The sequence below is a fragment of the Paenibacillus thiaminolyticus genome (assembly GCF_003591545.1).
Taxonomy (GTDB): domain Bacteria; phylum Bacillota; class Bacilli; order Paenibacillales; family Paenibacillaceae; genus Paenibacillus_B; species Paenibacillus_B thiaminolyticus_A.
In genome coordinates this window covers 1-13,266 of the sequence record NZ_QYZD01000066.1, presented here as the reverse complement: position 1 = coordinate 13,266, position 13,266 = coordinate 1, and the positions used below count along the sequence as shown (strand labels likewise).

Sequence of the window (13,266 nt, the reverse complement as noted above, 5' to 3'; positions counted from 1 at the left end):
AGCCGCAATCCGCTCTTTGATACGATGTTTGTTCTGCAAAACATAGAGCAAAGCGAAGTGAGCATCGAAGGGCTGACCTGTAAGCTTTACCCGAACGAACATGACATCGCCAAGTTTGACCTGACCTTCAGCTTGACCGAAGGAGCCGAAGGACTTGCAGGCACCATCGAGTACGCGCGCTCGCTGTTCAAGGAAGAAACGATCGAGCGGATGGCCGCGCACTTTAAGCAGGTGATAGACGCCATTATACGTGATCCGCAAACGAAACTGTCGTCGATCGAGATCATCAGCCCGGAGGAGAAAGCGCAGATTCTGGAGACCTTCAATGATACGGTGGCAGCTTATCCGCGAGACAAGACGATTCATCAGTTGGTTGAGGAACAGGCGGAGCGAACGCCGGATCAAGCGGCTGTCGTCTACGAGGGAAGCCAGCTGACGTACCGTGAATTAAACACCAAAGCGAATCAATTGGCGCGAACGTTACGAGCCGAAGGAGTACGGCCGGATCAGCCCGTCGGTCTCCTGGTCGAGCGCTCGTTGGAGATGATCGTGGGCATCCTGGCGATCATGAAAGCGGGAGGCGCTTATGTGCCGATCGACCCGGAATATCCGGAGGAACGGATTGGTTATATGCTTGAGGATTCGGGAGCGAAGCTGTTATTGACGCAGAGCTATTTGCAGAAGTGTGAATCCTTTGACGGCAAACGCTTGATGCTGGATGACGAACGAATGTACAGGGAAGCCGGATCGAACTTGGAGCCGGGTGCCGGGCCGGATCATCTGGCCTACGTGATCTATACGTCGGGAACGACGGGCAAACCGAAAGGGGTGATGGTCGAGCATCGCGGCCTCTGCAATCTGAAGCCCCTGTTCGAGGACACGCTGCACATCGGAGAACAGGACCACGTGGTCCAATTCGCCAGCTTGTCCTTTGATGCGTCGTGCTGGGAGATGTTCAAGGCGCTCTTTACGGGAGCGACGTTGTATATTCCGACGAAAGAGACGATTTTGGATCTGCGGTTATTTGAAAGCTATATGAACCGTCACCGCATTACGGCCGCTCTTTTACCGCCGACCTACGCGGCAGCCTTAACTCCGGGCAACCTGCCGAGCTTGAAAATATTGATCACGGGAGGCTCCGCCAGCTCCGTGGATTTGGTTCAGCAGTGGCGAGACAGCGTGTTGTATATTAACGCCTATGGTCCGACAGAAGACTCGATTGTGACCACGATATGGCCGGCAACGACGGTCGCTCTGGCCGGAAATGTTGGGGCTCCGGCCGGAAATGTTGGGGCTCCGGTCGGAAATGTTGTCGCTCCGGCCGGGAAACTGGTGCCTACCGGCCACCCGATCCCAAATCATCGGGTGTATATCGTGGGGACGAACGATCAATTGCTGCCGGTTGGCATTCCCGGGGAACTCTGCATTTCAGGCGCGGGTGTGGCCCGCGGGTACTTGAATCGTCCGGAGCTGACCGAAGAGAGGTTCGTGGACAACCCGTTCGAACCGGGCACGCGGATGTACCGGACGGGGGATCTGGCCAAATGGCTGCCGGATGGCAATGTCGAGTATCTGGGCCGAATTGACCATCAGGTCAAGATTCGGGGGTACCGGATCGAGCTGGGCGAGGTGGAGGCCCAACTGTTGAAGACGGCTTCGGTACAGGAAGCGGTCGCGATCGCCCGGGAGGATGGAGACGGAGAGCCGTATTTATGTGCCTATATCGTAGCGGACAAAGAAATGACGGCAGGCGAACTGAGAAGCGCACTTTCTCAGAAACTACCGGGCTACATGGTGCCTTCCTGCTTCGTGCAGTTGGAGCACATGCCGCTGACGCCAAACGGAAAAATCGACCGCAAAGCCCTGCCGGCACCCGACGGAAGCATGGACACCGGAGCTGACTACGTGGCTCCGCGCACCGCGATGGAAGCGCAGCTCGCGCCAATCTGGCAAGAGGTGCTTGGGCTTCCGCGTGTTGGCGTGAAGGACAACTTCTTTGACATCGGCGGACATTCGTTGCGGGCCACGACTTTGGTGGCCAAGCTGCACAAAGAGATGGGGAGCGAGATGCCGCTGAGGGAGGTCTTCCAATACCCGACGATTGAGCAAATGGCGGAAGTCATCACGGGCAAGGAACGCCAGGCCGCGTATAGATCGATCCCGATTACGGAGGAGTGCGCCTATTACCCCCTCTCATCCGCACAAAAACGCTTGTACATTTTGAGCCAGCTGGAAGGCGGAGAGCTGAGCTACAATATGCCGGGCGTCCTGGGGATGGAAGGAGCGCTGGATCGGGAGCGGCTGGAGGAAGCGTTCCGCCAACTGATTCGTCGTCACGAGGCGTTGCGGACCGGCTTTGAACTGGTCGGCGGTGAAGCGGTGCAGCGGGTGCATCGGGACGTCGAATTTGCGGTGGAGCATGTACGGGTAAATGAAGAGGAAGCGAACGCTCACCTTCGGGAGTTCATGCGCCCGTTTGATCTGCGTCAGGCGCCGCTCTTGCGAGCGAGACTCCTCGAACTGCAGCCGGATCGCCATCTGTTGCTCTTTGATATGCACCATATCATCTCGGACGGAGCTTCCCTGGGCCTGTTCCTTCGGGAGTTTGCGCAGTTGTATGAGGGAGCGGAACTGCCGCCGCTTCGCATTCAGTACAAGGATTATGCGGCATGGCAGCAGGGAGAAATGCAGCGTGAACGGATGAGCAAGCAGGAAGCGTATTGGCTGGAGGTGTTCGGCGGTGAAATTCCGGTCCTCGATCTGCCCGCGGACTATGCCCGGCCGGGGGTCAGAAGCTTTACAGGAAGCACGTTTCGTTTTGTCATCGACCAGCAGAGAAGTGAGAAAGTAAGGCAGCTTGCCCTGCAAACCGGAACGACGCTGTACATGGTCTTGCTTGCGGCCTATACCACCTTGCTGTCCAAGTACAGCGGGCAGGACGATATTATTGTGGGAACGCCAATTGCGGGAAGAACGCATGCGGACCTGGAGCCGCTTCTGGGGATGTTCGTGAACACGCTGGCGATGCGCAATACGCCGTCTGGGGAGAAGACGTTCCAGGAGTACATGCAGGAAGTCAAGGAAAATACGCTGAGCGCTTACGAGAACCAAGACTATCCGTTTGAAGAATTGGTCAGCAAGCTGGATGTGGCAAGAGAGGTGAGCCGCAATCCGCTCTTTGATACGATGTTTGTTCTGCAAAACATAGAGCAAAGCGAAGTGAGCATCGAAGGGCTGACCTGTAAGCTTTACCCGAACGAACATGACATCGCCAAGTTTGACCTGACCTTCAGCTTGACCGAAGGAGCCGAAGGACTTGCAGGCACCATCGAGTACGCGCGCTCGCTGTTCAAGGAAGAAACGATCGAGCGGATGGCCGCGCACTTTAAGCAGGTGATAGACGCCATTATACGTGATCCGCAAACGAAACTGTCGTCGATCGAGATCATCAGCCCGGAGGAGAAAGCGCAGATTCTGGAGACCTTCAATGATACGGTGGCAGCTTATCCGCGAGACAAGACGATTCATCAGTTGGTTGAGGAACAGGCGGAGCGAACGCCGGATCAAGCGGCTGTCGTCTACGAGGGAAGCCAGCTGACGTACCGTGAATTAAACACCAAAGCGAATCAATTGGCGCGAACGTTACGAGCCGAAGGAGTACGGCCGGATCAGCCCGTCGGTCTCCTGGTCGAGCGCTCGTTGGAGATGATCGTGGGCATCCTGGCGATCATGAAAGCGGGAGGCGCTTATGTGCCGATCGACCCGGAATATCCGGAGGAACGGATTGGTTATATGCTTGAGGATTCGGGAGCGAAGCTGTTATTGACGCAGAGCTATTTGCAGAAGTGTGAATCCTTTGACGGCAAACGCTTGATGCTGGATGACGAACGAATGTACAGGGAAGCCGGATCGAACTTGGAGCCGGGTGCCGGGCCGGATCATCTGGCCTACGTGATCTATACGTCGGGAACGACGGGCAAACCGAAAGGGGTGATGGTCGAGCATCGCGGCCTCTGCAATCTGAAGCCCCTGTTCGAGGACACGCTGCACATCGGAGAACAGGACCACGTGGTCCAATTCGCCAGCTTGTCCTTTGATGCGTCGTGCTGGGAGATGTTCAAGGCGCTCTTTACGGGAGCGACGTTGTATATTCCGACGAAAGAGACGATTTTGGATCTGCGGTTATTTGAAAGCTATATGAACCGTCACCGCATTACGGCCGCTCTTTTACCGCCAACCTATGCGGCAGCCTTAACTCCGGGCAACCTGCCGAGCTTGAAAAAGCTGATCACGGGAGGCTCCGCCAGCTCCGTGGATTTGGTTCAGCAGTGGCGAGACCGCGTGTTATATATTAACGCCTATGGTCCGACTGAAGACTCGATTGTGACTACAACATGGCAGGCAATGACGGTCGCTCTGGCCGGAAATGCTGTCGCCACGGCCGGGAATGCAGTTGCTCCGGTCGGAAATGTAGTGGCTCCTGCCGGGAAGCTGGTGCCTATCGGCCGTCCGCTCCCGAATCATCGGGTTTACATTGTGGATGCGAACGATCAATTGCTGCCGGTCGGTATCCCCGGGGAACTCTGCATTTCAGGTGTGGGGCTGGCGCGCGGGTACTTGAATCGTCCGGAGCTGACCGAGGAGAGGTTCGTGGACAACCCGTTCGAACCGGGCACGCGGATGTACCGGACGGGGGATCTGGCCAAATGGCTGCCGGATGGCAATGTCGAGTATCTGGGCCGAATTGACCATCAGGTCAAGATTCGGGGGTACCGGATCGAGCTGGGCGAGGTGGAGGCCCAACTGTTGAAGACGGCTTCGGTACAGGAAGCGGTCGCGATCGCCCGGGAGGATGGAGACGGAGAGCCGTATTTATGTGCCTATATCGTAGCGGACAAAGAAATGACGGCAGGCGAACTGAGAAGCGCACTTTCTCAGAAACTACCGGGCTACATGGTGCCTTCCTGCTTCGTGCAGTTGGAGCACATGCCGCTGACGCCAAACGGAAAAATCGACCGCAAAGCCCTGCCGGCACCCGACGGAAGCATGGACACCGGAGCTGACTACGTGGCTCCGCGCACAGCGATGGAAGCGCAGCTCGCCCAAATCTGGCAAGAGGTGCTTGGACTTCCACGCATTGGCGTGAGGGACAACTTCTTTGACATTGGGGGGCACTCTATAAAAGTGCTGCAATTGACTCAGAAGATTCATGCAGAGATGGACATGGATATTCCTCTTCGTGTCGTATTTGAGATGCCTACCATAGAAGAGATGGCTATTGAGCTTTTACAACGAAAGTTTAACAAGTTTGAACAGCAGAATGGAAGCAACATCATAAAACTGAACAAAAATGGGCTAATGAATGTTTTCTGCTTTCCTCCTGCGCTGGGGTATGGCATTGCTTTTTCCGAAATGGCCAAACATCTTGAAGACCACTGTGTAGTCTACGCGATCGAATTTATAGAAGGTAACTATGCTCACACAGAGATGCTGGAACAATACGTGGATTCTATTATAAGTATTCAAGAGAAAGGGCCTTATGTATTTTTGGGTTACTCTGCGGGAGGCAATCTGGCGTTTGAAGTTGCTAAGGCAATGGAAAAAAGAGGGTACGAAGTATCGGATATCATTATGGTAGATTCGATGAAACGAAAGAGTCGGAAAGAAGAATCGCCTGAGGAAATAGACCATCAGATCACTCAATTATTGGAGGTTGTTCCTGAGCATTTTAAACAAGTTCTAAATGCACCAGTTACAAGGGATAAAGTGAGAAATAAAATGCGTGCTTACCATATGTATTGGAATGAACTCGTAAATACAGGGGGCGTCCACGCGAACATCCACGGCTTGGTTGCAGAAAGTTCAACAATCAGGGAAGCTGAAAATCACGATGTTCTATTATGGAAGCAGGCGACCTCAAAATGTTATGTCGAGTATGAGCTGCATGGCCAACATATGGAGGTGCTTGTACCTGGTTTTGTCGAGGAGAACGCGAAGGTCATTCAACGCATCATAAATGAAATATTCGAAACAGCCTATTTGGTATATCGTTTTTAGCGGAAAATGAAACATCGCAAAATGGCGCCGAGCTGATTGTTCAGCTTTGGCGCCATTTTGTGTGGCCGAATACAAACAATGGTTGATTGCTCGCCCGATGAAAAGAGCGAAGGGGCTGTGCAAGCCACAAGAGGAATATATTACAAAGAAACCTCTTTCTTGGTACAATGTGGGGAGGTGATCTCAGAACAAGACTTGGACTTTCTGTGCCAAGTGGAATGTGATAAGGAGTTATGGTATTTTGAGGAATCGGTTCCGAGTGAGGAAGAGGCAAGGGAGAATTTTCTGGAGAAATTCGCTGTACACGAAGACGAGGAAGGGGCAAGCTATGATTTCTTCGTCAGGCTGGCTTCGAATCAAGCAGCGAGCCCTATCGGGATAGCACAGATATGGAGTTATGTCGATTGGCGGAAAAGCTGGGAAATCGGGTTCGCGATATTGCCGGAATATGGGGGACGCGGATTCGGACGCGAAGCGATTCAGCGCTGATGGAGCATATTGGGATGAGAAGGGAAGGCGTGTTCAAGGAAGAGCTGTATTGGAATAAACGTTGGACGGATCAGTTCTTTTATTCGATCCTGGATTCGGAGTATGCTGCCCAAGGCAAAACTCGATAGAGTGCGGGAAGCGTTAGGCATAGGAATCTAATCCACATTTTTCGAGGGAAAGGACAGGCATGATGTATCGTTCATTTTTTGTAAGCCAGCATGCTGAGGATTATCATCCGGAGGGTCTTTTTTCAAGCATGAGTGGGAAGCTTGTCTGTTGGGCGGGCCTATCATGGTGCTGATGAGAGACGATGGAGACGAATTTGAGCCGCACGGGCACTGGATCGTCGTCGTAGACAAGAAGGGCCCGGTATTTACTTAATTTGGATCCATGGTATAAGGGAGGCAGCGGAGAAAATGTAAGGCAGATCGAGGAGTCGGCATTTTTTGATTGCTTCACGGGCTGCGCATGTCAAATTATTCAGAAGGGACAGGGTTCTTGTGATTAACCTGTAACCGGCCAAGATCATGCGAACTATGAGCCGCAGATTGTAGGAGACGCCGCTTAAAAGAGCTCTTGTAGTTCACCGTCAGACGGCGTATACTCGGTAGCGGAGCATAGGAGTACATCCCGATGGACGGAGGCGGTATCAATGATTGAGATCGATTGCTTGGGTGAAGTCTGTCCGGTGCCCGTGATGATGTTGAAAAAGCATCAGGAAGCGATCCGCGGCGGAGAGAAGGTGCTGATCGTCACTGATCATAGCTGCGCCAAAGTATCGATAGGCGATTACTGCCGCAGCAATAATTTGAAATGCTCGGTTCACGAAGTCATCAATGGCGTGTGGGAGATTACGATAGAGGCGTAATAACTGCCTTATATGAAATGTTGAGTTCGAGTTGTATGTATTCCGCATACAACTCTTTTTTTAAAAGCCAAAGAAGAAAGCCAAGGCTGAAGAAACAAAATCTCCACAACTCCTGTTGAAGGACATTAATGGACATTGGGCTGAGATTCTCGAATTGGTTCAAAGAGGCGCCATTACCGGATATCAAGACAACACGTTTAAGCCAAAAAATAAAATCACGAGAGCTGAAATCGCCACGATTCTCGTTAAAGCGCTCGATTTGAAGGGTACCGACGGCAACGTATTCAAGGATATCGAGAAGCACTGGGCGAAAGATAACATCGCCATCGCGAGCGCGCATGGGCTTGTGAACGGCTATGATTCAACGACCTTCGGACCTAATGATCCGATTACAAGAGAACAAATGGCCGCCATGGTTGTCAAAGCGTTCGAGCTGAAGCATGAACAACCGAATGCAAAATTTAATGACCAAGACAAGGTATCCAAGTGGGCTGTGAAGTCGGTAGAAACGGCAATCGCTCAAGGTATTCTGAGCGAGCGGTTACAACAATAACATTAACCCGCAAGAGAACGCCAATAGAGCAGAATCCGTCACTGTCGTTGCCAATACATTAGGCTATAAGCAACGCCAGATGCTCCCCGAAGCAATCGGGGCCTAGACGGAGCTGATCAATGAACCAAGACGCTTCCAAAACCGCGAAACAAGCGGGGACGGAAGCGTCTTTTTCTTGCGGGAACAGCCACCCCCTCAACACACCGTATCGACCAGTCTCTTCTCGATATAGCGAATTAATTGCCGGGTCTCCATGTCGCCGCGCCGCTTCTGTTTTTTGATCATGTGAATCTCGTTGTATACTTGAAAATTATCGATATCAATGATTCGGAGCTGTTTGTTATACAGTTCTTTTTTGATGGACATATAAGGGAGAAAGGCGGCCCCGTGTCCTTTGATGGCGGCGAGCTTGACGGCTTCGATCGAATCCAGATTATAGAGAATGTTCAAGCTTGGCTTGCCCTCCGTCATCGCATTCAAGGCCCGCTGCACGCAGGAGAGCTGGGCGGACCAGATCAGCGGAAACCGCGGGAGCTCGCTTAATGCTATGGTGTCGGGACGCAGGGCGCTGCTGCTGGTGACGAGCATGACCTTGTCCGAGAATACTTTGCAGGAGTCCAATTCGGGATTGGTCGAAGGCCCCGAGATAAATCCGATATTGCCTTCCTCAAGCAAAATATGCTTCTCGATTTCCGATGAAAAGCCTTCATTCAAGGTGATCAAAAAGTCGGGAAAATGCTTCTTCACTTCATACAGCGTGCAGGGAAGGGCGTAATTGCATACTTCCGGAATCGCGTAGATGGATAACTGGTGCGGACCGTGCTCCAGATGCTTCATTTCCATCAGCATATCATCGTACAGCTTGCAAATTTGAACCGCGTATTTCTGAGCGATCTGTCCTGCTTCGGTGAGCTGGGCACCTTTGTTGCTTCGTTGAAGAAGCTCGGCCCCCAACAACGTTTCCCATGATTTGACCTGCTGGCTGAGCGCCGACTGCGTAATGTGAGCCTTATGCGCCGCCTTCGAGATGCTCTTGAGCGCCGCGATGTCCAGGAACAATTTAAGCGTTTCCACATTCATGCGTGACTACCTCCTGTTGTTTACCCGCTTAGAACTTGTTGAAAGCCCTTCTGTTCGTGTATCGTGCCATTAGCAAAACTTATACAGCATAAATAAAGCATATAACCACGGTACCGATAAGTATGTTACTATTTTCACAAAGTTAAATAATCTTATTGCTGGAGGTGCTGCAATATGGGACAAACTCCGAGTCCCGCGACGAAATCGACCCGAACCCGGGCACCTAGAAAGCCAAAGAAGAGTCAACTGCCCTATGCGTTATTGGCAACTGCTCTCGTCATTGCATTCGGATTCTATTTGAATCATTTCAATGACAACATGGTCGTCTATCTGCTGTTCGGTCTTTCGTTTGGCGTCATTTTGCAAAGATCGCGATTCTGCTTCACCGCTTCGATGAGGGACCCGTGCATTACGGGAAGCACGTCGGTAACGAGAGCGGTACTCGTTGCCTGCTCCTTGGCCACGATTGGATTCACGGCCATCAAATATTCGGCCTACATGCAAGGGAATCCGATTCCCGGCATGGACAATGTCGGGCCGATCAGCTTCGCCCTCGTCATCGGCGCCGTACTGTTCGGCATTGGAATGGTCATCGCCGGAGGCTGTGCCTCGGGAACGCTGATGCGCGTAGGGGAAGGCTTCACGATGCAAATGATTTCACTGTTTTTCTTCGTGCTTGGCTCTCTCTGGGGAGCGCATGATATGGGCTGGTGGCGGGCTCACGTCATCAAGGATGCGCCAGCGGTGTTCCTGCCGGATATATTCGGATGGCTTGGTGCCTTGATCGTCCAGTTCCTCATTATATTGCTGCTCTATATCGCTTCGGTCAAATGGCAGGAGAAGAAGATGGGCAGTGCCGAATAATGCGGAATTAAGTGATTTTGTTCACAAAGTTTTTCTTTTCATAAAAATAACATGATAAAGGTGGTTATCAAGATGGCTGAATTTACACTTGATTGCATGGGAGAAGCTTGTCCGGTACCTCTGATGAGAACAGAGAAGAAAATGGCCGAACTAAATGTCGGCGATGTCCTGGTTGTCTCGATCGACCATAGCTGCGCGATGAAGAATGTGCCGGAGTGGGCGAGAAAGCAGGGGCATAACGTGGAAATCGAAGAGATCGAAGACGGGGAATGGGAAATCGTCATCGAGAAGACCAAATAGCCTTCGCTGAGGAAGAAAGGAGGGGGTGAAAGCGGTGAACGCATTTTGGTTGAAAATCACATCGAACCGCTTTTACAAACGTCTGCTGAAAGAACCGTTTACGTATGTGACCGGAGCTGTGCTGCTCGCGATTTTCGCCATCGCCCATTTGGCCGTCTTCTCCAAAGGATGGGGCGTCACGAGCACGTTCGCGGACTGGGGGGCATGGCTGTATCAGCTCGTGGGCGGCAATGTTGACGATTGGGCTTATTTCAGCTCGGAAAAGGCGCAAAAAACATTATCCGGCAGATTCATGAACGACGGCGGCTCGATACGCAATCTTGGCATTATTTTGGGTGCGCTGCTGGCTACGCTGTTCGCATCCGAATTCAAATTGAAGAAAATCAAATCCAAAAAGCAAATCTTTGCAGCGGCATTGGGCGGCCTCCTGATGGGCTACGGCGCGAGATTGGCGAACGGGTGCAACATCGGCGCGTTGTTCACCTCCATTTCTTCGCTGTCGCTGTCCGGCTGGATTTTCTGGCTGTTCTTGTTCGCCGGAGCCTTTGTAGGCAGCAAGCTATTGGCCAAATATTTTATGTAGGAACAAGAGGGCTGACGAGAGTCAGCCTCTTTTCATAAACGAACAACGCCAGTATAGGAGGACCGAAGGCAATGGAGAAGAAAACGGAACAATATGATGTTGTCATTATTGGCGGAGGCGCCGCGGGCTTGACTGCGGGAATCTACTGCGGACGCGCGCGATTGAAGACGCTTATTCTGGAGAAATCGCTCGTAGGCGGCCTCGCCACCTACACGAACGAGATAGAGAACTACCCCGGATTTCCGGAGGGAGCAACCGGGACGGAGCTGATGGGCTTGTTCCACAAGCAGGCGAAGAAGTTCGGCGTTGCTTTCAAAATGACCGACGTCAAATCGGTATCTGTTGACGGCGATGTCAAAATCGTCGAGACGTTCCGAATCCGGTACGAATGCAAAGTGATCATTATTGCCAGCGGGGGCAAGCCAAGACTGACCGGAGCCCTGAATGAGGATAAATATTTGTATGACAAAGGCATTTCCTTCTGCGCGACCTGTGACGCCGCCTCGAATACAGGCAAAACGGTCATGGTGGTTGGAAGCGGCGATGCGGCTATTGAAGAAGGCATGTTCCTGACCAAGTTCGCGGACCGGGTAATCGTGTCCGTCATGCATGAGCACGGCAAAATGGACTGCAACGAAATCGCCAAAACCGAGGCGCTCGAAAATCCGAAAATGGAGTTCATCTGGAATACGGTCGTCCATTCCTTCGAAGGGGAGGAGCGGCTGGATACCGTCGTGTTGAGGAACGTGAAGTCGAATGAGCTGCAGCAGGTTCCGGTCGATTCCTGCTTCTTGTTCATCGGCTATATGCCGAACACGGAGATTTTCGACGGCATGATCGAGATGAACCGGAACGGCTATATCCGCATCAACGACAGAATGGAGACGAACGTGCCCGGCGTCTTCGCTGCGGGCGACGTCTGCGACAAATTCCTGAAGCAGGTGGCGACGGCCGTAGGCGACGGAGCGATAGCGGGATATGGGGCGGAGAAATATTTATCGGAATGTGAAGTATATGAGAATCAGATCCTGAATCATGGCAAGCCTTCGGTTGTCTATCTATGGAACGCGACGGATGCGGCGTGCCGGGAGCTGCTGCCGGTCATGGAGGCATTCGAGCAGGCGCATTCATCGGAGTTCCGAGTGACCAAGGTCGATGTCTACAAATCGCCTGGACTTGCGGCCAGATTGGGAATTGATGCCGTCCCGGCCGTCGTCTATGTAACGGAAGGGAAGATACAACAGGTGATTACCGAAAATATCAACGAAGCGTCGTTGGCTGGACTTTTATCGTAACCACAAATAGCAGGGGGCTCTGCCCCTGCTACTAGAGAATCTACCGGAGCATGTACTCGGGTCGGTCAACTCGTATAACCGACGGCCCGGTCCTCCCGAAAAAAAGCGGGCACGGTAAGTTTGTCATCCATGTTTACCGTGCCTTCTGCTTATATTTTTGTCCAGATGTGCTGCACTGGACTATTTCTTCCTCTGCCGCCGGGGCCAGCGGTACGCCTCGACCCGTTCCAGCATCGTCTGGAACACGATGCCCCATTCGCCATATCAGCAGGCGAGGATGCCGTATCAGCCGGGCAGTCAAGCCCTTGGCTGCGCCGTAATCCAGAATGAGCGCCGCTCGCTGGAAGGAGGCCGCAGGGGCATCCATCAGCATGTTGAGAATCGGCGTCGTGATGGAGAACGGAATATTGGCCACAACGCAAAAGGGCTGCTTCGGCAGATAAGCCTTCCGGATATCCCTTTCCACGATCGTAATATTGTCATGCTCCTTCGACTTGCACCGCAGCATATTCGCAAATTTCGGATCGTTCTCAATAGCGATCACATTGCCGGCCTTCTCGGCCAGGACGAAGGTAAACGCGCCGGTTCCGGCTCCGAGATCGACCACGGTGTCCGCCGGACGAATCTTGGCCTTATCCATCATTTCACGAACGATCCGCTCGTTCAGAAGCAGGTGCTTCCCGCAATACTTGGCATCGGGTCTTATACCTTGTCTGCCGGCATGCCGCATGATCGCCCGTTCCGGGATGAATCCATCCGGATAAGCGGATCGGAAGGCTTCGCAACGTGGAAGCGTACCTCGATAAATGGGCAGACCAGTCCTGAGTCCTCTGCACGCCGGAAGAGCCTTTGGCAAAAATCGGTATGTGCGCAAAGGTTGAACTCAGTTGATCTGATCTACCACACGTAGACCTCCTTCCCTCAAAATGGCGGGCCATTACATGACTCGCGGAACGCAAAAAACACAGGCGGGACATCTGCCTGTGTTAGTATTCGGAGAAGGACAAGGGAACAAGCCGTAAGGAAGCGATGCCTCCTTGACGGTTGGTGCGCAGTCGAATCATCGGATGTGCATAGATCGGCAATCTAACCGCCGGGAGATTAAGGCTCACCTGTCCGATCATAAGAATAGGTAAGGTTTTGAGGTAATCTCCGCCTTTTCCCCTCTTCCACACCG

At 52.6% G+C, this 13,266-nt stretch carries 12 protein-coding genes; 9 read left to right on the top strand and 3 right to left on the bottom strand.

Annotated elements, in window-relative coordinates:
• The 5 genes from DQX05_RS29375 to DQX05_RS31240 form a co-directional block, all read left to right on the top strand.
• On the top strand, window positions 1-6,057 hold a 6,057-nt coding region (locus DQX05_RS29375), incomplete at its 5' end, for an amino acid adenylation domain-containing protein (protein ID WP_147385245.1).
• Between the two features lie 78 nt (window positions 6,058-6,135).
• Window positions 6,136-6,546 carry a GNAT family N-acetyltransferase gene (locus DQX05_RS29370; RefSeq protein ID WP_259392307.1) on the top strand — a complete coding sequence of 137 codons (411 nt, stop codon included), beginning with the start codon at window positions 6,136-6,138 and terminating at the stop codon, window positions 6,544-6,546.
• Window positions 6,462-6,674: a GNAT family N-acetyltransferase gene (locus tag DQX05_RS32740; RefSeq protein WP_259392308.1), complete on the top strand. Its 213-nt coding sequence runs from the start codon at window positions 6,462-6,464 to the stop codon at window positions 6,672-6,674. The genes DQX05_RS29370 and DQX05_RS32740 overlap by 85 nt, the downstream gene beginning before the upstream one ends.
• A 524-nt stretch (window positions 6,675-7,198) precedes the next feature.
• On the top strand, window positions 7,199-7,414 hold the full coding sequence (locus DQX05_RS29365) for a sulfurtransferase TusA family protein (RefSeq protein WP_119796773.1): 216 nt from the start codon (window positions 7,199-7,201) through the stop codon (window positions 7,412-7,414).
• A 115-nt stretch (window positions 7,415-7,529) separates the two neighbouring features.
• Complete coding sequence (locus DQX05_RS31240) at window positions 7,530-7,967, top strand: S-layer homology domain-containing protein (protein ID WP_259392306.1); 438 nt, start codon at window positions 7,530-7,532, stop codon at window positions 7,965-7,967.
• A gap of 195 nt (window positions 7,968-8,162) precedes the next feature.
• Here the strand turns inward: DQX05_RS31240 and DQX05_RS29350 are convergent, their stop codons facing one another.
• Complete coding sequence (locus tag DQX05_RS29350; RefSeq protein WP_119796772.1) at window positions 8,163-9,047, bottom strand: LysR family transcriptional regulator; 885 nt, start codon at window positions 9,045-9,047, stop codon at window positions 8,163-8,165.
• A gap of 174 nt (window positions 9,048-9,221) precedes the next feature.
• Between DQX05_RS29350 and DQX05_RS29345 the strand changes: the two genes are divergently transcribed.
• From DQX05_RS29345 to DQX05_RS29330, 4 genes are all read left to right on the top strand, one after another.
• On the top strand, window positions 9,222-9,911 hold the full coding sequence (locus DQX05_RS29345; protein ID WP_119796771.1) for a YeeE/YedE thiosulfate transporter family protein: 690 nt from the start codon (window positions 9,222-9,224) through the stop codon (window positions 9,909-9,911).
• A gap of 72 nt (window positions 9,912-9,983) precedes the next feature.
• Window positions 9,984-10,211, top strand: coding sequence for a sulfurtransferase TusA family protein (locus tag DQX05_RS29340; protein WP_119796770.1), 228 nt, complete (start codon window positions 9,984-9,986; stop codon window positions 10,209-10,211).
• A gap of 34 nt (window positions 10,212-10,245) precedes the next feature.
• Window positions 10,246-10,794 (top strand): YeeE/YedE thiosulfate transporter family protein, encoded by a 549-nt coding sequence (locus DQX05_RS29335; RefSeq protein ID WP_182914956.1) that lies wholly within the window; start codon window positions 10,246-10,248, stop codon window positions 10,792-10,794.
• A 71-nt stretch (window positions 10,795-10,865) separates the two neighbouring features.
• Entirely contained in the window at window positions 10,866-12,089 is a 1,224-nt protein-coding gene (locus DQX05_RS29330) for an FAD-dependent oxidoreductase (RefSeq protein ID WP_119796769.1), read from the top strand.
• A gap of 133 nt (window positions 12,090-12,222) precedes the next feature.
• On the opposite strand, the gene DQX05_RS29325 is transcribed toward DQX05_RS29330, so the two are convergent.
• Together DQX05_RS29325 and DQX05_RS31540 are read right to left on the bottom strand one after the other, a co-directional pair.
• Window positions 12,223-12,819, bottom strand: a complete 597-nt coding sequence (locus tag DQX05_RS29325) for an rRNA adenine N-6-methyltransferase family protein (protein ID WP_119796768.1) — start codon at window positions 12,817-12,819, stop codon at window positions 12,223-12,225.
• A gap of 256 nt (window positions 12,820-13,075) precedes the next feature.
• Window positions 13,076-13,266 (bottom strand): hypothetical protein (locus DQX05_RS31540; protein ID WP_220483308.1); only part of this gene is annotated, 191 nt, incomplete at its 5' end.

What these genes read in the sequence shown, in the direction of transcription:
- DQX05_RS29370 (WP_259392307.1), top strand. Translation starts at nt 6,136, where the DNA reads ATGGTTGATTGCTCGCCCGATGAAAAGAGCGAAGGGGCTGTGCAAGCC.
- DQX05_RS29365 (WP_119796773.1), top strand. Translation starts at nt 7,199, where the DNA reads ATGATTGAGATCGATTGCTTGGGTGAAGTCTGTCCGGTGCCCGTGATG.
- DQX05_RS29350 (WP_119796772.1), bottom strand. Translation starts at nt 9,047, where the DNA reads ATGAATGTGGAAACGCTTAAATTGTTCCTGGACATCGCGGCGCTCAAG.
- DQX05_RS29345 (WP_119796771.1), top strand. Translation starts at nt 9,222, where the DNA reads ATGGGACAAACTCCGAGTCCCGCGACGAAATCGACCCGAACCCGGGCA.
- DQX05_RS29340 (WP_119796770.1), top strand. Translation starts at nt 9,984, where the DNA reads ATGGCTGAATTTACACTTGATTGCATGGGAGAAGCTTGTCCGGTACCT.
- DQX05_RS29330 (WP_119796769.1), top strand. Translation starts at nt 10,866, where the DNA reads ATGGAGAAGAAAACGGAACAATATGATGTTGTCATTATTGGCGGAGGC.
- DQX05_RS29325 (WP_119796768.1), bottom strand. Translation starts at nt 12,819, where the DNA reads ATGCGGCATGCCGGCAGACAAGGTATAAGACCCGATGCCAAGTATTGC.